The organism is Sphingomonas flavida (assembly GCF_036663655.1).
Classification (GTDB): domain Bacteria; phylum Pseudomonadota; class Alphaproteobacteria; order Sphingomonadales; family Sphingomonadaceae; genus Sphingomonas.
This window is the reverse complement of the sequence record NZ_JAXOJH010000001.1, coordinates 126,441-151,954: the sequence shown is the minus strand read 5'-3', so window position 1 is coordinate 151,954 and position 25,514 is coordinate 126,441. Positions and strand designations below refer to the sequence as shown.

Annotated in this window: 20 protein-coding genes; 12 read left to right on the top strand and 8 right to left on the bottom strand. The window is 65.4% G+C overall.

Translation table 11 applies throughout. The features are described from left to right. Positions 1-30: 30 nt before the first annotated feature. From U1703_RS00595 to U1703_RS00575, 5 genes are read left to right on the top strand one after another with little or no spacing between them, the layout of a single operon-like run. Positions 31-249 carry a hypothetical protein gene (locus tag U1703_RS00595; RefSeq protein ID WP_320451116.1) on the top strand — a complete coding sequence of 73 codons (219 nt, stop codon included), beginning with the start codon at positions 31-33 and terminating at the stop codon, positions 247-249. 49 nt (positions 250-298) lie between these two features. Continuing rightward, the gene (gene cysD, locus U1703_RS00590) at positions 299-1,198 is read left to right on the top strand and encodes a sulfate adenylyltransferase subunit CysD (RefSeq protein WP_332784159.1); all 900 of its coding nucleotides are present in this window, start codon (positions 299-301) and stop codon (positions 1,196-1,198) included. A 1-nt stretch (position 1,199) separates the two neighbouring features. Next, the gene (cysN, locus tag U1703_RS00585) at positions 1,200-3,113 is read left to right on the top strand and encodes a sulfate adenylyltransferase subunit CysN (protein WP_332784158.1); all 1,914 of its coding nucleotides are present in this window, start codon (positions 1,200-1,202) and stop codon (positions 3,111-3,113) included. Then, complete coding sequence (locus U1703_RS00580) at positions 3,110-3,841, top strand: 3'(2'),5'-bisphosphate nucleotidase CysQ (RefSeq protein WP_332784157.1); 732 nt, start codon at positions 3,110-3,112, stop codon at positions 3,839-3,841. The genes cysN and U1703_RS00580 overlap by 4 nt, the downstream gene beginning before the upstream one ends. A 57-nt stretch (positions 3,842-3,898) precedes the next feature. Next, complete coding sequence (locus U1703_RS00575; RefSeq protein WP_332784156.1) at positions 3,899-4,609, top strand: ZIP family metal transporter; 711 nt, start codon at positions 3,899-3,901, stop codon at positions 4,607-4,609. 52 nt (positions 4,610-4,661) lie between these two features. Here the strand turns inward: U1703_RS00575 and U1703_RS00570 are convergent, their stop codons facing one another. From U1703_RS00570 to U1703_RS00555, 4 genes are all read right to left on the bottom strand, one after another. Further along, positions 4,662-5,444 (bottom strand): SDR family NAD(P)-dependent oxidoreductase, encoded by a 783-nt coding sequence (locus tag U1703_RS00570; protein ID WP_332784155.1) that lies wholly within the window; start codon positions 5,442-5,444, stop codon positions 4,662-4,664. A gap of 11 nt (positions 5,445-5,455) precedes the next feature. Next, positions 5,456-6,631 (bottom strand): zinc-dependent alcohol dehydrogenase, encoded by a 1,176-nt coding sequence (locus U1703_RS00565; protein ID WP_332784154.1) that lies wholly within the window; start codon positions 6,629-6,631, stop codon positions 5,456-5,458. Then, positions 6,628-7,218: an SRPBCC family protein gene (locus U1703_RS00560; protein ID WP_332784153.1), complete on the bottom strand. Its 591-nt coding sequence runs from the start codon at positions 7,216-7,218 to the stop codon at positions 6,628-6,630. Before U1703_RS00560 ends, U1703_RS00565 begins: the two co-directional genes overlap by 4 nt. A 116-nt stretch (positions 7,219-7,334) precedes the next feature. After that, on the bottom strand, positions 7,335-8,054 hold the full coding sequence (locus tag U1703_RS00555) for a Crp/Fnr family transcriptional regulator (RefSeq protein WP_332784152.1): 720 nt from the start codon (positions 8,052-8,054) through the stop codon (positions 7,335-7,337). A 501-nt stretch (positions 8,055-8,555) separates the two neighbouring features. Here U1703_RS00555 and U1703_RS00550 point away from each other — a divergent pair. Beyond that, a complete protein-coding gene (locus U1703_RS00550; protein ID WP_332784151.1) occupies positions 8,556-9,746 on the top strand; it encodes an amino acid aminotransferase in 1,191 nt (396 codons plus the stop codon). A 132-nt stretch (positions 9,747-9,878) separates the two neighbouring features. Here the strand turns inward: U1703_RS00550 and xylA are convergent, their stop codons facing one another. Genes xylA through U1703_RS00535 form a run of 3 tightly spaced genes read right to left on the bottom strand, consistent with a single transcriptional unit; the run spans position 9,879 to position 13,801 of the window. Beyond that, positions 9,879-11,201, bottom strand: a complete 1,323-nt coding sequence (gene xylA, locus U1703_RS00545; RefSeq protein WP_332784150.1) for a xylose isomerase — start codon at positions 11,199-11,201, stop codon at positions 9,879-9,881. Further along, entirely contained in the window at positions 11,202-12,650 is a 1,449-nt protein-coding gene (gene xylB, locus U1703_RS00540; RefSeq protein ID WP_332784149.1) for a xylulokinase, read from the bottom strand. An 8-nt stretch (positions 12,651-12,658) separates the two neighbouring features. Beyond that, positions 12,659-13,801 (bottom strand): glycoside hydrolase family 43 protein, encoded by a 1,143-nt coding sequence (locus U1703_RS00535; protein WP_332784148.1) that lies wholly within the window; start codon positions 13,799-13,801, stop codon positions 12,659-12,661. A 304-nt stretch (positions 13,802-14,105) separates the two neighbouring features. Between U1703_RS00535 and U1703_RS00530 the strand changes: the two genes are divergently transcribed. From U1703_RS00530 to U1703_RS00505, 6 genes are all read left to right on the top strand, one after another. Next, on the top strand, positions 14,106-15,176 hold the full coding sequence (locus U1703_RS00530; protein ID WP_332784147.1) for an alpha/beta hydrolase: 1,071 nt from the start codon (positions 14,106-14,108) through the stop codon (positions 15,174-15,176). Beyond that, positions 15,176-17,512, top strand: a complete 2,337-nt coding sequence (locus tag U1703_RS00525; protein ID WP_332784146.1) for a glycoside hydrolase family 95 protein — start codon at positions 15,176-15,178, stop codon at positions 17,510-17,512. The genes U1703_RS00530 and U1703_RS00525 overlap by 1 nt, the downstream gene beginning before the upstream one ends. Positions 17,513-17,608: 96 nt before the next feature. After that, a complete protein-coding gene (locus tag U1703_RS00520; protein WP_332784145.1) occupies positions 17,609-19,519 on the top strand; it encodes an NPCBM/NEW2 domain-containing protein in 1,911 nt (636 codons plus the stop codon). Positions 19,520-19,600: 81 nt separating this feature from the next. Next, a complete protein-coding gene (locus U1703_RS00515) occupies positions 19,601-20,737 on the top strand; it encodes an endo-1,4-beta-xylanase (RefSeq protein ID WP_332784144.1) in 1,137 nt (378 codons plus the stop codon). After that, complete coding sequence (locus U1703_RS00510) at positions 20,734-22,401, top strand: glycoside hydrolase family 43 protein (protein WP_332784143.1); 1,668 nt, start codon at positions 20,734-20,736, stop codon at positions 22,399-22,401. Before U1703_RS00515 ends, U1703_RS00510 begins: the two co-directional genes overlap by 4 nt. Next, positions 22,398-23,954: a glycoside hydrolase family 43 protein gene (locus tag U1703_RS00505; RefSeq protein WP_332784142.1), complete on the top strand. Its 1,557-nt coding sequence runs from the start codon at positions 22,398-22,400 to the stop codon at positions 23,952-23,954. The genes U1703_RS00510 and U1703_RS00505 overlap by 4 nt, the downstream gene beginning before the upstream one ends. A gap of 11 nt (positions 23,955-23,965) precedes the next feature. On the opposite strand, the gene U1703_RS00500 is transcribed toward U1703_RS00505, so the two are convergent. Next, on the bottom strand, positions 23,966-25,510 hold the full coding sequence (locus tag U1703_RS00500; RefSeq protein ID WP_332784141.1) for a tryptophan halogenase family protein: 1,545 nt from the start codon (positions 25,508-25,510) through the stop codon (positions 23,966-23,968). Positions 25,511-25,514 lie beyond the last annotated feature (4 nt).

The following is a 25,514-nucleotide window of genomic DNA, read 5'->3' as shown; positions in this document are numbered from 1 at the left end:
GACGGGGCGATCCGGTGGTGTAACGGCACCATGTGGTCCCGCCTCGTCGCCCTGTTCACGATCAAGACCAAGTTCGAGGCGTTCCTCGTCATCTATGGCCTCGGCCTGGGTGCGGTCGAGCGTGGGATGCATTATCTGACCGCTTATCCGGGGTTTGCCGGCAAGATCCTGTTCGCCGCCTGCCCCATTGCGGTCTTCATGGCGGGCGGTCGCATATTGGACTCGCTGGAGCGGGACTATCGCGATTGACAGGATAAGTTGGTCGCACGGTTCGCTGGCGACATTATCTGACAATCCGATGACTGGCCTTACCCACCTGCAACGCCTCGAAGCCGAGAGCATCCATATCCTTCGCGAAGTCGTCGCCGAGACCGAGCGTCCGGTGATGCTCTATTCGGTCGGCAAGGACTCGGCCGTGATGCTGCATCTGGCCAAGAAGGCGTTCTTCCCGGCGCGCCCCCCCTTCCCGCTGCTGCATGTCGACACGACCTGGAAGTTCCGCGCGATGTACGAGCTGCGCAACCGTGCGGCCGAGGAAGCGGGCATGGAGCTGATCGTCCACCGCAACCCGGAGGCCGAGGCAATGGGCATCAACCCCTTCGATCATGGCAGCCGCCACACCGATATGTGGAAGACCGAAGGGTTGAAGCAGGCGCTGACCGCGGGCGGATACGACGCGGCGTTCGGCGGCGCGCGCCGCGACGAGGAAAAGAGCCGTGCCAAGGAACGTGTCTTCTCCTTCCGCTCCGCCACGCATGGCTGGGACCCCAAGGCGCAGCGACCCGAGCTGTGGAACCTCTACAACAGCCGCATCCACAAGGGGGAGAGCATCCGTGTCTTCCCGCTGTCCAACTGGACCGAACTCGATATCTGGCAGTATATCCTGCAGGAAGGCATCGAGATCGTGCCGCTCTATTTCGCCGCGCCGCGCCCGACGGTGGAGCGCGACGGGATGCTGCTGATGGTCGATGACGACCGTTTCCGCCTGAAGCCGGGCGAGGTGCCGGTCGACCGCTCGATCCGCTTCCGAACGCTCGGCTGCTATCCGCTGACCGGCGCGGTCGAGAGCGAGGCGGCCACCCTGTCCGACGTCATCCAGGAAATGCTGCTGACCACCACGTCCGAGCGGCAGGGGCGCGCGATCGATCACGATCAGGCGGCCAGCATGGAGAAGAAGAAGCGCGAGGGGTATTTTTGAGATGACCGCCTATCAACCCGATGCGCTGATCGCCGCCGATATCGACGCCTATCTCGCCACCCATGCCGCCAAGTCGATGCTGCGGTTCATCACCTGCGGCTCGGTCGATGACGGCAAGTCGACGCTGATCGGTCGGCTGCTCTACGATTCGAAGACCATCTTCGAGGACCAACTGAGTCAGCTGGAAGCGGACAGCCGCCGGGTCGGCACGCAAGGGGCCAATATCGACTTCGCGCTGCTGGTCGATGGCCTCGCCGCCGAGCGTGAGCAGGGCATCACCATCGATGTCGCGTACCGCTTTTTCGCGACGGAGAAGCGCAAGTTCATCGTCGCCGACACGCCGGGTCACGAACAATATACCCGCAACATGGTGACGGGCGCCTCGACCGCCGACCTGGCGGTGATCCTGATCGACGCACGCAAGGGCGTGCTGACCCAGACGCGGCGGCACAGCTATCTGGCGCATCTGGTCGGGATCAAGGAGATCGTGCTGGCGGTCAACAAGATGGACCTGGTCGGGCATGACCACTCGGTCTTCGACGCCATCGTCGCCGACTATGCCGCCTTCTCGAAGAGCATCGGGATCGAGCGCTTCACCGCCATCCCGCTGTCGGGCCTGACGGGCGCAAACGTCACCACGGCCTCGCCCGACATGCCCTGGTATGATGGCCCGCCGCTGCTCCCGCATCTGGAGACGGTGGCGATCGACGGCGACCGGGCGGTCGCGGCGTCGTTTCGTATGCCGGTGCAATGGGTCAACCGGCCCGACCTCGACTTTCGGGGCTTTGCGGGCCTCATCGCCAGCGGCCGCGTGGCGGTCGGTGATCGGGTACGGATCGCGCCGTCGGGCCGCACCACCAGCATCGCACGGATCGTCACCTATGATGGTGATCGGGCGCAGGCCGTTGCTGGCGAGGCCGTCACGCTGGTCCTGGCCGAGGAAGTCGACTGCTCGCGCGGCGACGTCATCGCCGGAGCCGAAGATCCGCCCGAGATCGCCGACCAGTTCGTCGCCACCATCGTCTGGATGGCGGACGCGCCGCTGGTGCCGGGACGCAGCTACTCACTGAAGCTGGGCACCCAGTTGGTAAGCGCCACGGTGCAGCCGCCGCGCCACGTCGTGGACGTGAACAGCCAGGAGCAGCGCCCGGCGGACACGCTGGCGCTCAACGATATCGGTTTCGCCGAAGTCTATGCCGACCGACCCATCGTGTTCGAACCCTATGCGAAGGGCAGCGCGCTTGGCGGCTTCATCCTGATCGACCGTGCGACCAACGCGACCGTGGCGGCGGGGATGATCGACCATGTCTTGCGTCGCGCGCGGAACGTCCATTGGCAGTCGGCGGTCATCACCCGCGAAGCCCATGCCCGCCAAAAGGGTCAGGCACCCAAGGTGCTGTGGTTCACCGGCCTGTCGGGCTCGGGCAAGTCGACCATCGCCAATCTGGTCGAGCAGAAGTTGCACAGCATGGGACGGCACAGCTTCCTGCTGGACGGCGACAATATCCGCCACGGCCTGAACCGCGATCTCGATTTCTCGGAAGCGGGCCGGATCGAGAATATCCGCCGGGTGGGTGAGGTCGCCAAGCTGATGGCGGATGCAGGCCTGATCGTCCTGACTGCCTTCATCTCGCCCTTCAAGGCCGAGCGCGACATGGTTCGTGCGCTGCTGACCAAGGGGGAGTTTGTCGAGATCTTCATCGACACCCCGCTCGCGGTTGCCGAGGACCGCGACGTGAAGGGCCTGTACGCCAAGGCGCGAAGCGGCGAGATTGCCGAATTCACCGGCATCTCCAGCCCCTATGAAGCACCCGTGCGCCCCGAAATCCGCGTCGATACGACGAAGGAAACGGCGGAACAGGCGGCATCGCGTATCGTCGAGCATGTGCTGGGCATCTGGAGCTACGACCTGTGACCGATGCCGAACTCGCGCGGTCGGTCGCCGTCGAGGCGGGCAAGTTGCTCAAAGCCATTCGTCTGTCAAGCGGGCTGGAGGGCGCCGCACTGGGCGCGCTGGGCGACCGGGATGCGAATACGCTGATCCTCGACCGGCTGCGTACCGCACGGCCCGACGACTTCATCCTGTCGGAGGAGTCGGTCGATGACCGTGCCCGCTGCGCCGCCAGCCGCGTCTGGATCGTCGATCCGCTCGACGGCACGCGCGAATATGCCAGCGGGTCGAGCGAATGGGCGGTGCACATCGGCCTGGCGATCGATGGCCGTCCGGCGCTGGGGGCTGTGGCGGTGCCCGATCGTGATCAGGTATTCGCGACCGATGACCTGCCGCCCAAGCACCCGCCCTGCCCGGCGGGTCTGCGCGTCGTCGTCAGCCGCAGCCGCGCCCCCGACATCGCGCGCTGCGTCGGCGACCGGCTGGGCGCGATCATGATGCCGATGGGATCGGCGGGCGCCAAGGCGATGGCCGTGGTCGAGGGGCGCGCCGACGTCTACCTGCATGACGGCGGCCAATATGAATGGGACAACTGCGCGCCGGCAGCGGTCGCGCTGGCCGCCGGTCTTCATGCCTCACGCATCGATGGCAGTCCGCTCGTCTATAATTGTCACGACCCGCTCCTGCCGGACTTGCTCATCTGTCGCCGCGAAGTCGCGGATATCGTATTGAAAGCCATCGCAAGAGGCTGAACGCGGTTGCGCAAATGTGACCTTGTAACGTCTCATTCCCTCGTCCATGGGTCGCCGATGATGCTCATCCCCCTTGCCTTCGGACTGGCGGCCATGGTCGCGACGCTGGCGGGCGGACTGCTGGCGCTGCGATTGCGTCACCGGATCGGGTTGGTGCTGGGCGTGACCGCCGGGATCGTGATCGGTGTCGCGCTCTTCGACCTGATCCCGGAGGCATGGGACCTGGCGGGCGATCGCTGGCCGGTGCGTCAGCTCATGACGTTCACCGCCTTCGGACTGGCGGGCTATATGATGCTGGACCGGCTGCTTGCCAAAATACCGCGCGCGGCCGCGGCCTCATGGCGCGGCGATCTCGGCCCGGCGATGTTGTGTCTGCACAGCCTGATGGACGGGCTGGGCATCGGCCTCGCCTTTCAGATCGACACGGCGGCGGGATGGATGATCGCACTGGCCGTGCTGACCCATGACGTTGCCGACGGCGTCAATACCGTCTCGCTCAGCCTCGCTGCCCGATCGGAGGCCGCCGCACGGCGTTGGCTGGTATTGAACGGGGTCGCGCCCATGTTGGGTGTGGTCATCGGACTGGGCATCACGATCCCCGCCACGATGCTGGCACCATTAATGGCCCTGTTCGCCGGTATCTTCCTGTATATCGGTGCCTGCGAACTGGTGCCGCGCAGCCAGACGCTCGAGCCGCGCTTGAGGACCGGGATGGCGACCATCGCAGGTATCCTGCTGATGCTCGCCGTCACCCATTTCGCCCATTGACGAGGAACACCGACCGGCCGCAACCAGCCTCGCAGCGTCCCCGACAAATGGTTTAGCCGTCGGCCGATCCCGGCTCGGCGATCCGGCGATGCGCGGCGGCGAGGACCGACTGAGGCACCACGCCTGCGCCTGCGACCTGCGCCTTGTTGAGCAGGCCGGGGGTGATGTGGCCGGTCCCCGCCAGCATTGCGTCCCATCCGGCACGTGCGACCTCGGCGGGATCGTCCTTCTTCGCCGCACCGACACGCGTATCGAGCATATCGGCACGCGCGAAGAATTCGGTATCGGTCGCCCCCGGCATCAGCGTGGTCAGGGTGACGCCCTCGTTATCCTTCAACTCGTTGCGAAGCGCCTCGGTGAAGTTGTCGATAAAGGCCTTGGTCGCATTGTAGATCGCGTTGAACGGCCCAGGGATAAAACCGACGATCGAGCCGGTGACCAGGACCTTCCCCTCACCTTGCCGCACCATGTCAGACAACACCCGCTGCAACAGATACACGGTGCCGGTCACGTTGGTGTCGATCGAGCGACGCCAGGCCTCGACGGACTGATCGAGGAACGCGCCGCCCTTGCTGTTGCCCGCATTGGCGCAAACCACGTCGAAGCGCCGCCCACCGGCCGCCGCGAGCAACTTGTCGACACCCTCCAGCGTCGACAGATCGGCCTCGACCGCCCGAACCTGCGCGCCACCTGCCGACAGCTTGCTCGCGGCGGTTTGGATCGCAGGCTCGTCGGCGACGATCAGGACGTCATAGCCGTCCTTGCCCGCACAATCCGCCAGGTGATAGCCGATGCCCGTCGAAGCGCCCGTCACGATCGCGAATTTCTCTGCCATGGCGTGGCTCCTTACTGACCGGGCTTCAGCACGATCTTGGTGACTTCGTTCTGCTGGTCGTGGAACATTTTGTACCCCTCCGGCGCCTGTTCCAACGGCATCCGGTGCGAGATCAGGAAGGTCGTATCGATCTTGCCCTCCATGATCGCGGCGAGCAGGCCCGGCAGGTAATGCTGGACATGCGTCTGGCCGGTCTTGAGCGTCAGGCCTTTCTGCATCAGGGCGCCCAGCGGAAACTTGTCGACGAAGCCGCCATAGACGGCGGGCATCGACACCCGGCCGCCCTTGCGACAGGCCAGGATCGCCTGGCGGATCGCGTGGGTCCGGTCGGTGCCCAGGAAGGTCGACGCCTTGATCTGGTCGACCACATTGTCGACGAACATCCCGTGCGCTTCCAGCCCCACCGAATCGATCACCGCATCGGGGCCAATCCCGCCGGTCATCTGCATCAGCGCGTCATAGGTGGCGGTCTGTTCGAAATTGATCGTCTCCGCGCCGAACTTGCGCGCCAATTCCAGTCGATGCGGGAAATGGTCGATCGCGATGACCCGTTCGGCCCCCATCAGAAAGGCCGATTGAACAGCGAACAGCCCGACCGGGCCGCACCCCCAGACCGCGACCGTATCGCCCGGCTCGATCTGGGCATTCTCCGCCGCCATCCAGCCGGTGGGCAGGATATCAGAGAGGAACAGCACCTTCTCGTCGTCGACGCCATCGGGAATGACGATCGGGCCGCTATCGCTGAACGGGACGCGGACATATTCCGCCTGACCGCCAGCATAGCCGCCGGTCATGTGGCTGTAGCCGAACAGGGCCGACATCGGATGGCCGTAAAGCTCGCGCGCGATATCCTGATTGTCGGCTGGATTGCCGTTCTCGCAACCGGAATATTGATGCTTGCCGCAATGATAGCAGGAGCCGCAGGCAATGGTGAACGGCACCACGACCTTCTGTCCCTTCTTCAAGGTCGAAGCCGACCCCGTCTCGACCACCTCGCCCATGAATTCATGGCCGAGAATGTCGCCCGACTGCATCGTGGGGATGTAGCCGTCATACAGGTGAAGGTCGGAGCCGCAGATCGCGGTCGCCGTCACCTTGATGATCGCGTCGCGCGGATTGACGATGCCGGGGTCTTCGACATTGTCGATGCGGACGTCATGCTTGCCATGCCAGGTCAGCGCCTTCATGCGTCCTGCTCCTCACGCTGTTTGGGGTTCATCGCGTTGGTGGCGACCTCGCCGGTTTCCATCAGCTGCTTGAAGCGGGCGAGGTCGCGGCGGACCTGGATATTGGGTTCGCGCTGGAACAGCTTGGCGACCAGCTTGCCGATCACCCCGGCGGGCGGATCGTAAAGGATCGTGGCGGTGACGACGGTGCCACGCGCCCCGGCATCCCGGAAGGTCACGCGACCCGAATTGGCGATGTCGGCGCCCTCGGCGGACGCCCAGGCGATCATCTCGCCCTCGCGGTCGTCGGTGACCACCGCATCCCATTCCACCGTCGTGCCGCCGGGCGCCTTCACGACCCAGTGCGACCGGCGATCGTCGAGAATGTCGATCCGTTCGACATTCTCCATCACGTCGGCCAGGTTCGGGAAATGCCGCCACCAGGCATAGAGATCGGCGACCGGGCGATTGATCGTCACCGCCCAACCGGTCAGGCTGTTGCCGCGATCCTCGATCGCTTCCGTGGTGATGGCGCGGGTGGCCCCGGCGGCGTCCTTCGACGTGGACCATGGCGCGTCGTCATAGGGTCTGTCGGCGATGTCCGGCACAAGCCTCTCTCCTCAATCCTTGCTCGGACAGCGTCGGGCGAGGCGGCTTGTTCCTTACATTCCCACGTTTTTACAATATCTTGATACACATTAGTGATAAGCTGCAGGATAGCGGGTCAGTCGTTCGTGACGCGGATCGGCACACGTCCGATCTTGCGGGACAGTGCCTTGGGATCGGGAATGGTCACCGAACGCGAAGACCAGTGAAGGTCGCCCGCGCGTCGCGCCGCCTGCAGCATCCGGTTCACATGGACCGCCGTCAGCCCCAGCGCATCGGCCAGTGTCTCCTGGGTGATCGGCAGCTCGAAACTGCGCCCATGGACCGACTCACTGCTTGCCAGCCGCTCATGAAGTTCGAGCATCAAGTCGCTGATCCGCTCCAGAGCGTTCATCCGTCCAAGCCTGGCGATCTGTGCGAGCAGATAGGCTTCATCCAGCGCTGCGGCTATCGCATAGGCCTGGTCGAGGCTCGGGCACACGCCCCATCCGGGCGGAACGCAGGTCGCTACATCGGTCAGGGTCACGATGCTGCTCGTGGCGACCGCGCGCGGGTGGTGGTAAAGCCCGATCAGGTCGCCGGGCAGCAGGAAATTCAGGAACTGCCGCCGTCCATCGAGCAAGATCCGAACCCGCGCTGCCCAGCCCGACAGGATCAGCAGTGGGCTGCCAATTTCCCGCCCCTCCACGGTCAGATCCCGACGCGGTCGCAGAAGCTGGGGCTGGCGCATGACCTCCCTAAGGGCCGCTACGGCTGGTGGTTCCAGCGGCGTGATACGGGACAGGCGGCTGAGCGCCGGAAAGATCGGCGGCAATGCACGGTTTGCGACAATACTCATCGCAGCGTTCCGGCCGACCGGCCGCTCCCTGGACATATCCGGAAGGTTTGCGGCCCAACCCGCAATGTCGGCCTCGGCTCGTTTCCAAATGCCTGCATCGCCAGGAATCCTCATCAGGCCGCCGGCCAATTGCGGCCGTGCAATAGGGGCGATGACGCAAGGCACGTCATCGGGAACGTCGGAGTGGGTTCAGGCCGGACCGACCAGAGGTCGAAGTTCGCGCCCATCCGCCACCACCGACAGGACGATCGGCGTCGATACCGCTGCCCCCTGTTCCGTTCCTCATGTGTATGGACAAGTGCCTCTTGCGCACCATAATACACATCAATATCGCGCGTTTTTCGTTATTTGGCCGTGATATCTTTCAGGCCCTCTCGATTGCCGGGATCGGCCTGCGCCGATGGTGATCGCGATGCCCGCTTGGCGGTGGGACATGGGACATTCCCTTTCGCGATCGAGCCCCTATGGTGCGCGCGAATCTGGACATGAGGCTATCTTCCGATGCGTTTCGCGACCCTGACCCGCCAACCCGATGATCCCTTGCTGCGGATCATCGGGCAGCATGCCGCCGACCCCCGCCCCGGCAAGATCGACCTGGGCGTCGGCGTCTTTCGCGACGAGGAAGGCCGCACCCCCGTCATGACCGCCGTCAAGGCGGCAGAGGCGCGGTTGCTCGCCGACCAGGCGAGCAAATCCTATCTCGGCCCGGAAGGCGATATCGGCTTCGTCCGTGCTCTCGCCACCCTCGTCATCGGTGATGCGGTGGCGGCCGACCGCGTCGTCGGGTTGCAGACCCCCGGCGGCACCGGTGCGCTTCGCCTGGCGGCCGAGGTTCTCGCACGTGCGGGCGTCGCCCGCATCTGGATCGGCAGCCCCAGCTGGGCCAACCATGCGCCGCTGTTCCGGCTGGCCGGGGTCGAACCCGCGATGATCCCGTGCTTCGACCTTACCAGCCAGACCTTCGACCTGGACGGCTTCCTGGCCGGACTGGGCGAGGCGGCGGCGGGAGATGCCGTCCTGCTCCATGGCTGTTGCCACAATCCGATCGGTATCGATCCCGACGCGGCGGGCTGGGCGACCATCGCCCGGCATGTCGCCGAGCGTGCGCTGCTGCCGGTGGTCGACCTCGCTTATCAGGGGCTGGGCGACGGCTTCGACGTCGATGCGGACGGGGCGCGCACGATCCTGTCGGCGGTGCCGGAGTGCCTGCTCGCCTATTCGTGCGACAAGAATTTCGGGCTCTATCGCGAGCGTACCGGTGCGCTCTTTGCCGTTTCGCCCGACGCCGATACGGGCGCGGTGGTGCTGTCCAACCTGTTGTCGCTGGCTCGCGCAAACTGGTCGATGCCGCCCGATCACGGCGCGGCGATCGTACGCATCATCCTGGAGGACGAAGGCCTGACCGCCGAGTGGCGCGACGAGCTGGAAACCATGCGCCAGCGTCTGGCAGGGCTGCGCGCCGCACTGGCGGACGGTGGCCGGATCGGCACGATCGACCTGGGTGCCGTGGCGCATGGCAAGGGCATGTTCGCCACCCTGCCGCTGTCGCCCGCACAGGTGGAATGGCTGCGCGACCGTCATGCGATTTACATGGCCGGGTCGGGGCGGATCAACATCGCCGGTTTCAACATGGCGGCGATCGCGACCTTCCATGATGCGCTGCGCGATATGGTGGCGAACGGCGTGGTCTGATTTCACACCCTCCCGCCGTTCGTGTCGGACGGCGGGGGATCGTGGCCTTCAACGACCAAAAAAAGGGGCACGCCCGGATCACCGGACGCGCCCCTTCTTGCAGGTGAAGCGGGCCCGAAGACCCGCCCTGGCTTACTTGGCCGAATGCACGATGCGGTTGACCAGGTTCTCGATCCGCTCCTGACGGCCCGAACGCGGCTTTGGATCGACGGCGTTCTGCTCGGCAAGGTCGGCGATCCCGGCGAGGTCGAGCCCGCCGATCTGCTGGCCGAACGCACCGTCCCAACCGGCATAACGCTCGGACTTGATCGCATCCAGGCGGCCGTCCTCGATCAGCGCGGCAGCGTTCAGCAGGCCCTTGGCCACCACGTCGATCCCGCCGACATGGCCATGGAACAGGTCGACCGCGTCCATCGACTGGCGACGCACCTTGGCGTCGAAGTTGAAGCCGCCGGTGGTGAAGCCGCCCGCGCGGATGATCTCCAGCACCGCCAGCGTCAGTTCCTCGACCGAGTTGGGGAATTGATCGGTGTCCCAGCCATTCTGGTGGTCGCCGCGATTGGCGTCGATCGATCCGAAGATGCCCAACGCACCCGCCGTCGCGATCTCATGCTCGAAGGTATGACCGGCCAGCGTGGCGTGGTTCGCCTCGATATTGACCTTCACTTCGTTCTCGAGGCCGTAAGCCTTCAGGAAACCGTACACGGTGGCCGTGTCGAAGTCATACTGATGCTTGGTCGGCTCGTGCGGCTTCGGCTCGATCAGGATGGTGCCGTTGAAGCCGATCTTGTGCTTGTGCTCGACGACGAGGCTCAGGAAACGGCCGAGATTGTCCAGCTCGCGCTTCATGTTTGTGTTGAGCAGCGTCTCGTAACCCTCTCGACCGCCCCACAAAACATAGTTGGCACCGCCCAGGCGATGCGTCGCTTCCAGCGCGTCGCGGACCTGCATCGCGCCGAAGGCATAGACTTCCGGATCGGGGTTGGTCGCGCCACCGGCGGCGAAGCGCGGATGGCTGAACAGGTTGGCCGTGCCCCAGAGCAGCTTGCGGCCCGACGAGGCCTGCAGCTTCTCGAGGTGGTCGACCGCCTCGGCGAAGTAACGGCGATGCTCGGCAACACCCTGCGCATCGGCCATCACGTCGACGTCGTGGAAGCAGTAGTAGGGCACGTCGAGCTTCGAGAAGAAGTCGAACGCCACTTCACGCTTCTGCGCGGCGGCCGCGCTGTCGTTCGCACCGGCATGCCAGGGACGGTTGAAGGTGCCGCCGCCGAACACGTCCGAGCCCGGCCAGCAGAAGGTATGCCAGAAGCATGCGGCGAAACGCAGATGCTCCTCCATCGTCTTGCCCAGGACGATGCGATTCTTGTCGTAGAAACGATAGGCCAGCTCGTTGTCGCTGTCCGGGCCTTCGTAACGGATCGTCGGGATATCGGCGAAAAAGTCGGTAGCCATTTAACGGTTCCTCGGAGTGATGCGGGAATAGCTGTCGCGGAAGCGCGCGATCTTGGGGGCGAAGCGATCGGCGAGTGCGGGATCCGGGGCGATGGTGTGGCTGACCGGCGGGGGTGCACAGACCTCCTCCGGCGAACCGCCATCGACCGCCAGCTGGGCCAGGCGCGCGGCACCGAGTGCCGGGCCGACTTCGCCACCCTTCAGATAGACGAGCTCGACGTTCAGCGCGGCGGCCAGCGTCTGCCCCCAATAGGACGAGCGCGCGCCGCCGCCGATGACCGACAGTTGCGACAGCTCGGTCCCCGCGTCGCGCAGTACCGACAGGCCGTCGGCCAGCGCAAAGGCCACGCCCTCCAGCACCGCCTGCGCCAGCCGCTCGGGCGTGGTGTCATGGTCGAGGCCCAGAAAGCCCCCTCGCACCTCGGCATCATTGTGCGGGGTCCGCTCGCCCGAGAGATAGGGCAGGAAGATTTCCGGGCCGCTTGCAGGTCCCACGCTCTCGGCACGCGCGAACAGCTCGGCCGCGCCGGGCGTGCCGGTCAGCCGGGCGACCCAGTCGATGCAGGCAGCGGCCGACAGATGTACCGACATCTGGTGCCAGACATCCGGCAGGCAGTGGCAGAAGGCATGAACCGCACCCGCCGGATTGGGGCGGAAATCCTTCGTCGCAGCGAAGATCACGCCCGACGTGCCCAGCGACAGAAGGGCGTCACCGTCCTTGACCACACCCACGCCCGCAGCCCCGGCGGCATTGTCGCCGCCGCCACCCGCGACCGGCACCTGGTCGATACCCCAGGCTTCGGCCACGTCGGCGCGCAGGCGACCGGTCTGCGCCGTACCCTCGACCGCCTGCGGCATCTGCTCCCGGGTCAGTCCGGTCGCGGCGAGGATCTCGTCGCTCCATTCGCGGCGCTCGACATCCAGCCAGAGCGTGCCCGCCGCATCCGACACGTCGGACGCCTTTTCACCGGTCATGCGCAGCCGGACATAATCCTTGGGCAACAGGACGGTGCGGATCTTCGCGAAAATCTCCGGCTCATGATGCGCGACCCAGAGCAGCTTCGGGGCGGTGAAGCCGGGCATCGCCAGATTGCCCGCGATCCGGTGGAGATCGGGGGCCTTGGCCTCCAGCTCCGCGCACTCGGCATGGCTGCGGCCGTCATTCCACAAGATACCGGGGCGCAGCACCTGGCCGTCCGCGCCCAGCAACGTCGCGCCGTGCATCTGCCCGGCCAGCCCGATGCCGCGCACCGCCCGGCGCACCGCCGGGTCGATCACGCGGACCGCCGCCGTCGTCGCCTGCCACCAAGCCTCGGGGTCTTGTTCGGACCAGAGCGGGTGGGGACGCTGTACGGTCAGCGCCGCCGTCCCCTGCCCCACGACCGCGCCATGTTCGTCCAGCACGACGGCCTTCACGCCCGACGTGCCGATATCAATCCCTAGGAACATCGTCGTCCTTACTTCACGAACGGGTCGATGGTCGGGATCGTCCCGTCCAGGTTGAACCTCAACTCGGTCATCTTGACGTTACGCAGGTGGTTCTTATCCGACAATTGGGTGTCGGCGTAGAAAAGCCACCACTTGCCCTTCCACTCCACGATCGAGTGATGGCTGGTCCAGCCCTGCACCGGCTTCAGGATATGTCCCTTGTACGTGAACGGACCATAGGGGCTGGTCCCTATCGCATAGTTCAGGAAATGCGTGTCGCCGGTCGAGTAGGTGTAATAATATTTGCCGTCGCGCTTGAAGACCCAGGACGCCTCGAAGAAGCGCTTGTCATGGTCGCCGCCCAGCACCGGCTTGCCCTTTTCATCAAGGATCACGACGTCGCGCGGGGTTTCCGAGAAGGTCTTCATGTCCGGGTTCATCCGGGCGATCTTGCCCGAGATGGCGGGCTGATCGTCCTGTTTCAGGTCGGTGTCGCTGCCGTTCGGATCGTATTTGCCGTCCTTCCAGCGCTGAAGCTGCCCGCCCCAGATGCCGCCGAAATACATATACGCCGTGCCGTCCGTGTCCTGATAGACGGCCGGGTCCATCGAGAAGCTGCCGGGGATCGCCTCGGGCTCGGCCTTGAACGGGCCCATCGGGTTCTTCGACGTGGCGACGCCGATACGGAACGCGCCCAGGCCATTGCGGTCCTTGGTCTTATCGCGCGCCGGGAAATAGAGATAATAGGTGCCGTCCTTATAGGCGGCATCGGGGGCCCACATCTGCTGCGAGGCCCAGGGCACGTCCTTCACGTCCAGCGCGACGGGGCCGATCGTGACCTTGCCACCCGGCTCGTCCATGCGCAGCACGCGATAGTCGCGCATGGCGTATTGGTTGCCCAGATCGTCGTTCGGCGTGTCGGTCGGCACGTCGTGGCTGGGGTAGATATACATCTTGCCGTCGCCCCAGACATGCGCGGACGGATCGGCGGTGAAAATCTCGCGCACCAGCGGCTGCGACAGATAATGACGCCCATCGGGCGAGGTCGGGTTGGCATCGTTCGACGCGGTCGTCGTGTTTTCCTGAACCGCGTTGCCGTTTTGTGCCGACGTCCCGCAGGCCGCCGTGCCCAGAGCCAGCACAACCACGCTGGCCATCATCAAGCGCTTCATCGCTTTTCCTCTCCCAATCCCCATCTTCGGGGCTTTGGCGGCACGATAGCGCTATCAGCGGGGCCGATGCAAGGTAGGTTCGGCGTTTTGCGTTAGGACAGGTTGCGGCGTGGCCTTCGACTTTGCTCAGGCGAAACGGAGGGAGGGATAATGCCCGTCGCACCAAATGCCGTTCAGCGGGAGCAAAGTCGAAGGCCAAGGCAAATGCGCCCGCCCCCACGCTTGACACGGGCACCCCGCACATTGTTGGTAACGATATCCGGCGCGACAGACCGGCCTATGTTCAGGACAGAGGAAGACCCCCATGGCCCTTAGCTTCTCGCAAACCCGATGGCTGCTGGCGGCCGGTCTTGCCTTCGCGCCGATCGCTGGCGTGCCCGCCCAGATGACGACCCAGTCGCCTGCGGTCGTGCCGGGCGCCAAGCCGGTCACGGTCGAGCGGATCAAGGTCCATTCGGCCGCGATCGAGGGCAATCTGGAGGGCAACAGCGCCGACCGCGACGTCATCGTCGTCCTGCCGCCCGATTATGCCAGGAACCGGACACGCCGCTATCCGGTGGTCTATGCGCTGCACGGCTATTCGATCGGTGCCGACCAGTGGGCGAAGGAAATCCACGTCCCCGCCTCGGTCGAGGGCGCCTTTGCGCGGGGGGTGCCGCCGATGATCCTGGTCTTTCCCGACAGCAAGACGATGCACAACGGCTCGATGTATTCCTCGTCGCAGACGGTCGGCGATTTCGAGCGGTTCATCAGCCATGACCTGATCGCCGCGATCGACGCGCGCTATCGCACCATCCCGCGCCGCGAAGCCCGTGGCCTGGCGGGTCATTCGATGGGCGGATACGGCACGACGCGGATCGGGATGAAACATGCCGACATGTACGGCGCGATCTATATGATGAGCCCATGCTGCCTGTCGCCGCGCATGATGGCGCGGCCCGAGGGGACCGACGAGAAGCTGCTGACCAGCCTCGCCTCGCCAGCCGACTCCGCAAAGCTGAACTGGGGTCAGCGCGCCATGCTCGCGGCCTCCGCGGCCTGGTCGCCCAATCCGAAGAACCCGCCGCTCTATCTCGACCTGCCGGTCAAGGACGGCAAGATGCGGGACGACATCACCGCCAAATGGCTGGCCAACACGCCGCTGGCGTTCGTCGACCAATATGTGACGCCTTTGCGCACCTACCGCGCCATCGCGCTCGACGTCGGGTCGCAGGACGGGTTGAAGGGCGACGCGCAGGCGCTGCATGACGCCTTCGATCGTTACGGCATTGCGCACACCTTCGAAATCTATGACGGCGACCATGTCAACCGGATCGGGGTACGCTTCCAGGATAAGGTGCTGCCCTTTTTCGGACGAGCGCTGGTGAACCTATAATGCGTGCGTCGCGACGCGGCCTGCTGCGCGGCCTGGCGGTGGGCGCGGTTGCGGGAACGCTCCCCCGACACGCTTCGGCGGCACGAGTGACCGCCCCCGATCCCGCGCATGTGCTATGGTATCGCCAGCCCGCCAAGGCCTGGACCGAGGCGCTGCCGGTCGGCAACGGGCGGCTGGGCGCGATGATCTTCGGCGGCGTCGCGCGCGAGCGATTGCAGCTGAACGAGGATAGCCTGTGGGCGGCCGGCCCTTACGATCCGGTCAACCCCGCCGCCCGCCAGTCCCTGCCCGAAGTGCGCCGCCTGATCGCGGCGGGCCAGTTGAAGGAAGCCCAGGCGCTGGCCGATCGTGCGCTGATCGGTACGCCGCGCACCCAGATGCCCTATCAGCCGGTCGGCGATCTGATCCTCAATTGGCCCGGCCTGTCCGAGGATGCCAGCGGCTATCACCGCGAGCTGGACCTGGACACCGCAACCGCGACGACCCGCTTCATGGTGGGTGGCGTGGCACATCGCCGCACCGTCATCGCGTCGCCGGTCGACGGCGTCCTGATGCTCCGGATCGAGGCGGATCGCCCGTTCGATCTCGATATCACCATGACCTCTCCGCAAAAGGGTGTCACAGTGACGGCATCGGGGTCGCTGCTGACGCTTGCCGGACGCAATGCGGATCACGCCGGGGTGAAGGCGGCGCTTCGCTTTTCAGCACAAATCCGCGCGCAGGCGACGGGTGGCAGTATCACCTCTGCCGACGATCGCCTGTCTGTCCGGGGCGCACGCGGCGTCACGCTGTTGGTCGCCATGGCGACCAGCTATCGCCGGTTCGACGATCTGAACGCCGATCCGCTGGCGCTGACCAGGACAACACTCGCCAGGGCGGTGGCGAAGGGTCGCGCCCGGATCGCCGCCGATGCGCTGGCCGATCATCGTCGTCTCTACACCCCGGTCGCACTCGATCTTGGCACCAGCGAACAAGGCCGGCGGCCGACCGACGAGCGGGTCCGCGCCGATCGGGCGGGCGACGACCCGGCGCTCGCCACGCTCTATTTCAACTATGGCCGGTATCTGCTGATCGCGGCGTCACGCGCCGGGGGGCAGGCCGCCAATCTGCAAGGGCTGTGGAACGAGAGCGTGAACCCGCCCTGGGGATCGAAATACACGGTCAACATCAATACCGAAATGAACTACTGGCCTGCCCAGGTGACGGGTCTTGGCGAGTGTGTCGCGCCGCTGGTGCAGATGATCCGCGAACTCAGCGTCAGTGGCGAGCGGACCGCGCGCGCGATGTACGGCGCGCGGGGTTGGGTCTGTCACCACAATACCGATTTGTGGCGGGCGACCGCGCCGATCGACGGTGCGCCATGGGGCATGTGGCCGACCGGGGGTGCCTGGCTGTGCACGCATCTTTGGGAGCATTACGACTATAGTCGCGACCGGGCCTTTCTCGCCTCGGTCTATCCGCTGATGCGGGGGGCGGCGCTGTTCTTCGTCGATACGTTGCAGAGCGACCCCAGGACCGGCCAGCTCGTGACCAGCCCCTCGGTCTCGCCCGAAAACGAACATTCGCCGGGCGTTTCGATCTGTGCGGGCCCCGCGATGGACCAGCAGATCCTGCGCGACCTGTTCGACCAGGTCGCGCGTGCCGCCAGCATCCTGGACACCGATGCCGATCTCGTCGCCCAACTGAACGACACGCGCGCCCGACTGGCCCCGGACCGGATCGGCAAGGATGGCCAGTTGCAGGAATGGCAGGAGGATTGGGACGCCCGCGCGCCCGACCCGCACCATCGCCACGTCTCGCACCTGTACGCGCTGTTTCCCAGCGACCAGATCACGCCGGATGGAACGCCCGCACTGGCGCAGGCGGCGCGCAAGTCGCTGGAGATTCGTGGCGATCAGTCGACCGGCTGGGCGACGGCATGGCGCGCGAACCTGTGGGCCCGGCTGCACGATGGCGAACATGCTCACCGGATCATCGCCTATCAGCTCGGGCCGCAGCGCACCTACCCCAATCTGTTCGACTCGCATCCGCCATTTCAGATCGACGGTAATTTCGGCGGGACGCGGGCGATCGCGGAGATGTTGGTGCAGGCGCGGGGGGACGAAATCCGGCTGCTGCCCGCGCTGCCCCGCGCGTGGCCGAGTGGATCGGTGCGGGGTCTGCGCGGCCCCGGACGGATGGTGATCGACATGGCGTGGCGCGATGGTCGGCTGGTTTCCGCCACGCTGACCGCTGGCCTAGCGGGTACGCGCACCGTCCGCCTGGGCACGACATCACGACAGGTGACGGTCGCGCCGGGACGACCGGTCCGATTGAACGGCCCGGTGCTCGCCTGATCAGCGCTAATTTCTGCCGTCTTTTCAATTCCAAGCGATGGACAGTTCGCATTTACTCCGACAAGATCAGACAAACACCATAATCGGGAGGATGACATGCAACCCATCATCGCCAAGGCGCTCGCGAGCGCTATTGCCATGGCTTGGCTGTGTCCCGGTTCCGCCATGGCGGCCGACAAGGTCGACCCGCTGGCCCCGACCGGCCGATGGAGCGCCAATCAGGACGGTCAGGCCGCCCTACCGCCGATGGGCTGGAACAGCTGGAACGCCTTTAACAGCGATGTCGACGAAGAAAAGGTCATGGCCTCGGCCAGGCTGATCGTCGCCAAGGGGCTGGCAGAAGCGGGCTATCGCTATATCAATATCGACGATGGCTGGTGGTTGCGCCGTCGCCAACCCGATGGGCGGATGGTGATCCGCGCCGACAAATTCCCGTCCGCCGCCGCAGGCCCGAACCAGCAGACCAGCTTTCGTCCGCTGACCGACCGGCTTCACGCCATGGGGTTCAAAGCGGGCATATATTCCGACATCGGGCGCAACAGCTGCGGCCAGGTCTATACGCCCAATTTCGCCAATCAGCCCGAGGGAACGATCGCCGAACGCGAGGTCGGGCTGTACGGCCATATCGACCAGGATATCGCGCTGTACTTCCGCGAATGGGGCTTCGATTACATCAAGGTCGATGGCTGCGGCATTCGTGGGCTGGGCAAGGACAGCGACCATGTCCGCAAGGGCGATTACCGCGCGTTGACGCCGCTGATCGATATGAATTCGCTGGCGCGCACCGATATCCCGGCAGTGCGGGCGCTTTACGATCAGGTCGCGACCGCCTTGCAGCGCGAGAACCCGGACGGCGACTATCTGTTCTCGCTGTGCCTATGGGGTTCGTCGGACGTGCGTAGCTGGGGCAAGCAGATCGGCAACGTCTCGCGGACCAGCGACGACATCACCGCGCACTGGTCGCGGATGCTGACCAATCTGGATACCAGCGCGACCCGCGCGCTCTATGCCCATCCGCATACGTGGAACGACCCCGACATGCTGTTCGTCGGCTCGGGCGAGTTCGATGCGAACCACATGATCGAGGCACGCTCGCACTTTGCCATGTGGGCGATGATGAATGCGCCGCTGCTGATCGGCTTCGACCTGCGCAAGGCCAATGCCGAGCAGATCGCGCTGTTGGGCAACCGCGCGATCATCGCGCTGAACCAGGATGCGGGCGCGAACCAGGCGGTGCCCGCCTATCTCTCTGACGACGTCCAGATCTTCGTGAAGAGCCTGGCCAATGGCGACAAGGCGGTGGCGATCCTGAACCGCACCGCCGCCCCCGTTCAACCCGTGTTGACCGCCGATCACCTGAAGCTGCGCGGCGATGTCGCCATGACCGACCTGTGGACTGGGACGAAGAGCCGTTTTGCGGGCGAGATCAAGCTGACGCTCGCACCGCACCAGACGCTGATCTACCGCGTAACCGGAGCGCACCGGCTGGCGAACGGCCATTACCTGTCCGAAGCGCCCGGCGACGTGAACCCTGCCGAGGACGGCATTCGCACGCCCGAGGGCGATCCGACCATCCATCATGAACTCAGCCCCTGGGGTGGCAGCAAGGGGCCAGGCGACTTCCCGCAATATGCCGGTTGGGGCGGTGCGCAAGCGGATCGCACGCCCTTCGGACGGCCGCTGCGGCTTGGTGGCAAGGTCTATGACACCGGCATCGGCGTGCTGGCCAATTCGCGGCTGGAGGTGCGCAATCGCGGCCAAACGCGCTTCGACGCCATGGTCGGCATCGACGACTCCGCCACCGCGCGCGGACAGCGTGTCGTGTTCGAGGTCTATGGCGATGGCCAGCTCCTCACCCGCTCGCGCGCAGTGGCGCTGAACGAAGCGCCCGTCGCGATCGATGCCGATATTCGCGGCCGCAAGCTGATCGAGCTGGTCGCCCGCGCCGATAGCGCTCCCGACGCCGCCCTGCCCGTGGTCTGGGCGGACGCTCGCCTGACCGGCTGACGAATGTTTGGACGGACTTTCATGGCCTTGCCGTTTGCGCTGCGCCATGCAACTGTCCGCGCATATAATAAGGAGAGGGTGATGGAACCCACATGGCAAGGGCCGTTGCTGACCCGTCGTCAGCAACTGGCCGGGATCGCAGGCGGCCTCTCGATGGGAGCGCTCCCTAGCGCACTCTGGGCGGCCGACGGCACGCAATCCTTGCGTGATCTGGCGGCGCAAAAAGGCATCCTGTTCGGCTCCGCGATCAATGCGGGCCGGGGTTCGCCGATCAACGATCCGGCCTATCGCGCGATCGTCGCGCGCGAATGTGGCGTAATCGTCCCAGAAAACGAGATGAAGGTCTATGTGCTGGGCGATGATCCGGCACGGCTGAACTTCGGTCCCGCCGACCGGATCGCGGGCTTTGCGCGCGACAACCGGATGAAGCTTCGCGGGCACACGCTGCTCTGGAATTACGGCAAATATATCTCTCCGGCGCTGGCCGAGACGGTGACGAAGACCGGCGCCGAGAAATGGCTGCGCAGCTATATCGCCGCCGTCGCCGGGCATTTCGGCGACCAGATCTATAGCTGGGACGTGGTCAACGAGACGATCGATCCCAAGACCGGCGAGGTCCGGGGCACGGTGTTCGACAAGGCGCTCGGCTTCGACGTGTTCAAGATCGCCTATGGCGCGGCGCGCGAGCACGCCCCGAAGGCGCAGCGCGTCTATAACGACTATATGTCGTGGGAGGTCGGCAACGAGACCCACCGCGCGGGCGTGCTCCGCCTGCTGGAGCGGTTCCGCAAGGAAAACGTGCCCGTCGATGCGCTCGGCATCCAGAGCCATCTCGGCAATGACGGCAGCCATTCAAAGGTACAGCGCGCCGAGTGGAAACGCTTCCTCGATAGCGTCACGGCAATGGGCTATCGCCTGCTCATCACCGAGTTCGACATCAACGATCGCGAGATGCCCAAGGACGTGGCGCAACGCGATGCCCAGGTCGCCTCGGTCGCCAAAAGCTATCTCGACATGATGCTGTCCTATCCGCAGCTCGACCAGTTCCTGTGCTGGGGGCTGTGGGACAAGCATAGCTGGCTCAACGGCTTCGCCCCGCGTGCCGATGGGCTGCCGCAGCGTCCCCTGCCCTATGACGATGCGCTCAAGCCCAAGCCGCTTCGCGCCGCCATCGCCGATGCACTGCGCGCCGCACCCGTTCGAAAGGGTATCGCATGATCCGCCTGCCGATGGCCACGCTGGCCCTGTCGCTCGGCATGGCGGGTGCCGCGTCGGCCCAGACGGCGAGCTTCGACCGCTTCACCTATCAGGGCCGTTCGATCGAACAGGCCAAGCCCAAGGCGGGCGAGTATCTCAACCCGATCATCGCGGGCTATTATCCCGACCCCTCGGTGACGCGGGTGGGCAAGGACTATTACCTCGTCAACTCGTCCTTCGCCCATTTCCCCGGACTGCCGATCTTCCACTCGACCGACCTCGTCCACTGGACCCAGATCGGCAATGCGATCGACCGGCCCGGACAGCTGGATTTCACCGGGCGTTCGGTGTCGGAGGCGGTGTTCGCCCCCGACATCAGCTATCACGACGGCATCTTCTACATCGTCAACACCTGCGTCCAGTGCCGGGGCAATTTCGTCATCACCGCGAAGAACCCGGCGGGTCCCTGGTCCGACCCGATATGGCTGCCGTTCGAGGGAATCGACCCATCCATCTATTGGGAGGGCGACCGCGCCTATATCGTCAACAACCGCGCACCCGACGAGACGCCGCGCTATGACGGCCACCGCGCCATCTGGGTCCAGGAATATGACTGGCGGGCGGGCAAGATGGTCGGCGAGAGCACGCAACTGGTCAATGGCGGCGTCGACCTGTCGAAGAAGCCCATCTGGATCGAGGGGCCGCACATCTTCAAGAAGGATGGCTGGTATTACCTGACCGCCGCGGAGGGCGGAACCAGCGTCAACCACTCCCAAGTCGTGTTGCGCTCCAAGGAGCTGCGCGGGCCCTATAGTCCCTATGCCGACAACCCGATCCTGACCCAGCGCGACCTCGATCCCAAGCGCCCCCACCCGATCAGCGCGGCGGGGCATGCCGAACTGATCCAGACGCAGAATGGCGACTGGTGGGCGACCTTCCTGGCGACGCGGCCCTATGCCGATGATTACTACAATATCGGGCGCGAGACGTTCCTGCTGCCGGTGACGTGGAAGGACGGCTGGCCGGTCATCCTGGACAAGGGCAAGACCGTGCCCTGGACGCACAAGGCCCCGAACCTGCCCACCTCGCCTGCCCCGAAGCTGCCGACCAGCGGTGACTTCGGTTATACGGACGAGTTCGACGGCACGAAGCTGGCGATGCAGTGGATCGGCGTCCGGACGCCCAGGGCGCCCTTCTATACGGTCGCGGGTGGATCGCTGAAGATGCAGGGCGGCGACGCGCTGGGCAACCGGCAGGGCGTGCCGGGCTTTGTCGGACGGCGCCAGCAGCACGCGATCGCGGACGTGTCAACGACGTTGCGCTTCACCCCCGCCAAGGACGGCGCCCGCGCCGGTCTGGTCGCGATGCAGAACGACTATGCCTATCTGTTCTTCGGGCTGACCCGTATCGACGGCCAGCCGCGTATCGCGCTCTACAAGCGAGAGGGCAAGAATACGCGGGATGAAACCGCGTCCGAGACGCTGGTCGCCTCCGCGCCCTTCGCATCCCGGGGGCCCGTGACGCTGACCATCCATGCCAATGGCGGGACGATAGCCTTCGACTATGAAAGCGGCGGCAAGCGCACAACGTTGACGAGCGATTTCGACACCCGCTTCCTCAGCACGGCGCGGGCGGGCGGGTTCGTCGGTACGGTCATGGGCCCCTATGTGTACACGCCGCGATGAACTGGCGTCCGCTTTCGCTCATGCTGCTGGCGGCGGTCCCTGCCCTGGCGGGGGCCCAGGCCTGGCAGTCGGATCGCGGTGACGGCACCTATGCCAATCCGCCGCTTTACGCCGATTATCCGGATCCCGACATCATCCGGGTGGGGCGGGATTTCTATTTCATCACGACGACCTTCGCCAATGTGCCCGGCCTGACGATCATGACGTCCCGTGATCTGGTGAACTGGCGCTTCGTGGGGCACGTCATCGACCGGTTGGAAGGCCTGCCGCAATATGACCTGAAGGACGGCGGCGCGTATCGGAAGGGCATTTTCGCGCCCAGCCTGCGCTACCGCGACGGCGTCTTCTATATCGCCGTCACGCCGGTGGGCGAGAAGACCCGCATCTATCGATCGCGCGACATTCGTGGCCCCTGGGCGATGAACCGGATCGGCGAAGCCGCCTTCGATCCGGGCCTGTTCTTCGACACCGATGGCAGCGCCTATATCATGACCTCCGTCGGGTCCGACGGCACCAACACGCTGCTCAGCCTGGACCGCGACCTTCGCACCGTCACCGACAAGCGCGTGGTCTATTATAACAAGGGCGCGGAGGGCTCGAAGCTCGTCAAGCGGGGCGCCTATTACTACATGTTCAACGCCATCCCCCGGCGGCTGGGCATGACCGTATCGCGTGCCAAGAGCCTGTTCGGCCCATGGGAGACGCGTGACCAGATCGACGACAAGACCGGCGGGCACCAAGGCGCGATCGTCGATCTGCCCGACGGCACCGATTACGGCTTCGTCATGGTCGATGCGGGCGCGGTCGGCCGGATGACCAATATCAGCCCCGTCTTCTGGAAGGACGGCTGGCCGGTCTGGGGCACGCCGCAAGCGCCGGGCCGCGTACCCGCCACCGCGACCAAGCCGATCCAGGGTCAGCCGGTCAGCGTGCTGCCCGCCTCGGACGATTTCTCTGGCCCCAGCCTTGGCCTGCAATGGCAGTGGAACCACAATCCCGTCGCCAGGGGCTGGTCGCTGACCGAGCGGCCCGGTTATCTGCGGCTCCGCGCAGGCCAGGCGCCCGCGCTGTGGAGCGCGCGCAACACGCTGCTGCAAAAGGGGCAAGGTCCGTTCAGCCGGGGCACGGTGGCGATCGACGCGTCGCACATCCGGGCGGGCGACCAGTGCGGTTTCGGCACCTTCGGCAAATATAGCGGCCATATCGCGGTCGGCCGGGGTGGTGACGGGCGGCTGACCCTGACCATGCGCGTGATCGAGGATGTCGCGGCGGACAAGGGTACAACACAGAAGACCGATGTGCGGGTCGATGCGCGGCCCGTGGCGGGACAGCGCCTGTTCCTGCGGACCGACATGGACTTCAAGACCGACCGGGCGAGTGTGGCGTACAGCCTCGATGGCCGCGACTGGCAGACGCTGGGTGGGGATTTCCCACTGGCCTTCGACTGGCGGACGGGAACGTTCCAGGGACAGCAATATGCGCTGTTCTGCTACAATCCCGGTGGCAAGGGGGGGTGGATGGACGTGGACGGCTTCACGCTGTCGGGGCGGTAATCGCCTGACCCTCACATCGTCGGCAAGCCCCGCTCCACGATCTTGCGGATCAGGTCGCGATGCTTGGGCAGGCCCGCCAGCAACCGCCCGGTCTGCACGTCATTCTCCCGCCGCGCTCGCTCGGCGGCGATCGTCTCGGCGATCAGGCTTCCGGGTGCGATATCGGTGCGCTGGCCCATGCCGTACAGGACATACTGGTAACTGGCGGAGGGGAAAACCTCCTCCACCCGGTCGAACTCGTCGTGCATCCACGGCGCCTGGTAACGCCACAACTCCATCAGCTCCTGCAACCGGTCCGGCATCGTCTCTGGCCGACAATTATCCCGCCAGAAGTCGCTGTCGGTCCGCTGGGTCAGCGCATAGTGCAGCTTCAGGAAATCGACGATCCGCCCCCAGCGGTATAGGGTCGTCTCGTTGAACCGCTTGGCGACCGTGTCCATCACCTCACGACAGGCGGGCATCTGCTCGGCGATCAGCTTGACCGACAATTCGATCAGCACGATGGCCGACGCCTCCAGCGGCTCGAGGAAACCGGCGGCCAAGCCGACGCCAACACAGTTACGCTCCCAGAAACGCGTGCGGTGTCCGGCCCGGATCTTCAGCTCACGAATGGGCAGGTCGCGCCCCGCCTCGCCCAGATAGGCGCGCAGTTCGCGCTCGGCTTCGTCGCGGTCGATATGGCTGCTGGAAAACACATGGCCGACCCCGCGCCGGGTCGGCAGGCCGATATCCCAGATCCAGCCCGAGGATTGCGCGGTCGAAATGGTGTGCGAGGCGATCGGTGCCTCGGGATCGTCATAGGGCACCTGGATCGCCAGCGCGGTGTCGCAGAACAACACATCGTTCAGCGGCTTGAACGGCACACCCATCGCCTCGCCGAGCAGAAGCGAGCGAAAGCCGGTGCAGTCGACGAACAGGTCGCCCGTCACCTCGCCCGCCTGTACCGTTCGAACGGCCCGGATGTCGCCGCCCTCGGTCAGCAGCACCTCCTCGACATCGGCCAGCACATGGCGAACGCCCAGTTGCTCGCAGCAGTGGCGGCGCAGGAAGTCGGCGAATTTCCCGGCATCGAGGTGATAGGCGTAATTGGCGATCGCCTCATATTCCGGCGTCGCGATGGTCTTGGGCGCAAGCCCCGCGTCGCAAATCCGCCCCTGCGGCGTGACCGCGTCGCAAAAACTGACCTCGCCCTCCCCCGTCAGCCAGTGCGGCGCGAGGTTCACCTGTCCGAAATTCTGCGGCAGCATCAGCGGGTGATAATAGCCGTCATCGGCCGCGCCGGTGGTCCAGCGGTTGAAGCGCGCACCCTGTTTGAACGAGGCGTCGCACTCACGAAAGAACGCCGTCTCCGACACGCCCATCTTGCGCAGCGTCGTGCGCAGCGTCGGCCATGTCCCCTCGCCCACCCCGATGATCGGAACGTTCGGAGATTCCACCAGAGTGACGGTGAAGCCATGCGGCCGCCGCCCCTGATGCCGCGCGGCGATGACGCCTGCGGTCAGCCAACCGGCCGTACCGCCCCCGACGATCACGATATTCTGAACGGGTCGAACCATGGAT

Excerpts from the sequence above, each read along its gene's own strand:
- xylA (WP_332784150.1), bottom strand. The coding sequence starts at position 11,201 with ATGGCTACCGACTTTTTCGCCGATATCCCGACGATCCGTTACGAAGGC.
- U1703_RS00535 (WP_332784148.1), bottom strand. The coding sequence starts at position 13,801 with ATGAAGCGCTTGATGATGGCCAGCGTGGTTGTGCTGGCTCTGGGCACG.
- U1703_RS00555 (WP_332784152.1), bottom strand. The coding sequence starts at position 8,054 with ATGAGTATTGTCGCAAACCGTGCATTGCCGCCGATCTTTCCGGCGCTC.
- U1703_RS00575 (WP_332784156.1), top strand. The coding sequence starts at position 3,899 with ATGATGCTCATCCCCCTTGCCTTCGGACTGGCGGCCATGGTCGCGACG.
- U1703_RS00595 (WP_320451116.1), top strand. The coding sequence starts at position 31 with ATGTGGTCCCGCCTCGTCGCCCTGTTCACGATCAAGACCAAGTTCGAG.
- cysD (WP_332784159.1), top strand. The coding sequence starts at position 299 with ATGACTGGCCTTACCCACCTGCAACGCCTCGAAGCCGAGAGCATCCAT.
- U1703_RS00515 (WP_332784144.1), top strand. The coding sequence starts at position 19,601 with ATGGAACCCACATGGCAAGGGCCGTTGCTGACCCGTCGTCAGCAACTG.
- U1703_RS00570 (WP_332784155.1), bottom strand. The coding sequence starts at position 5,444 with ATGGCAGAGAAATTCGCGATCGTGACGGGCGCTTCGACGGGCATCGGC.
- U1703_RS00550 (WP_332784151.1), top strand. The coding sequence starts at position 8,556 with ATGCGTTTCGCGACCCTGACCCGCCAACCCGATGATCCCTTGCTGCGG.
- U1703_RS00565 (WP_332784154.1), bottom strand. The coding sequence starts at position 6,631 with ATGAAGGCGCTGACCTGGCATGGCAAGCATGACGTCCGCATCGACAAT.
- cysN (WP_332784158.1), top strand. The coding sequence starts at position 1,200 with ATGACCGCCTATCAACCCGATGCGCTGATCGCCGCCGATATCGACGCC.
- U1703_RS00510 (WP_332784143.1), top strand. The coding sequence starts at position 20,734 with ATGATCCGCCTGCCGATGGCCACGCTGGCCCTGTCGCTCGGCATGGCG.
- U1703_RS00520 (WP_332784145.1), top strand. The coding sequence starts at position 17,609 with ATGCAACCCATCATCGCCAAGGCGCTCGCGAGCGCTATTGCCATGGCT.
- U1703_RS00525 (WP_332784146.1), top strand. The coding sequence starts at position 15,176 with ATGCGTGCGTCGCGACGCGGCCTGCTGCGCGGCCTGGCGGTGGGCGCG.
- xylB (WP_332784149.1), bottom strand. The coding sequence starts at position 12,650 with ATGTTCCTAGGGATTGATATCGGCACGTCGGGCGTGAAGGCCGTCGTG.
- U1703_RS00505 (WP_332784142.1), top strand. The coding sequence starts at position 22,398 with ATGAACTGGCGTCCGCTTTCGCTCATGCTGCTGGCGGCGGTCCCTGCC.
- U1703_RS00530 (WP_332784147.1), top strand. The coding sequence starts at position 14,106 with ATGGCCCTTAGCTTCTCGCAAACCCGATGGCTGCTGGCGGCCGGTCTT.
- U1703_RS00500 (WP_332784141.1), bottom strand. The coding sequence starts at position 25,510 with ATGGTTCGACCCGTTCAGAATATCGTGATCGTCGGGGGCGGTACGGCC.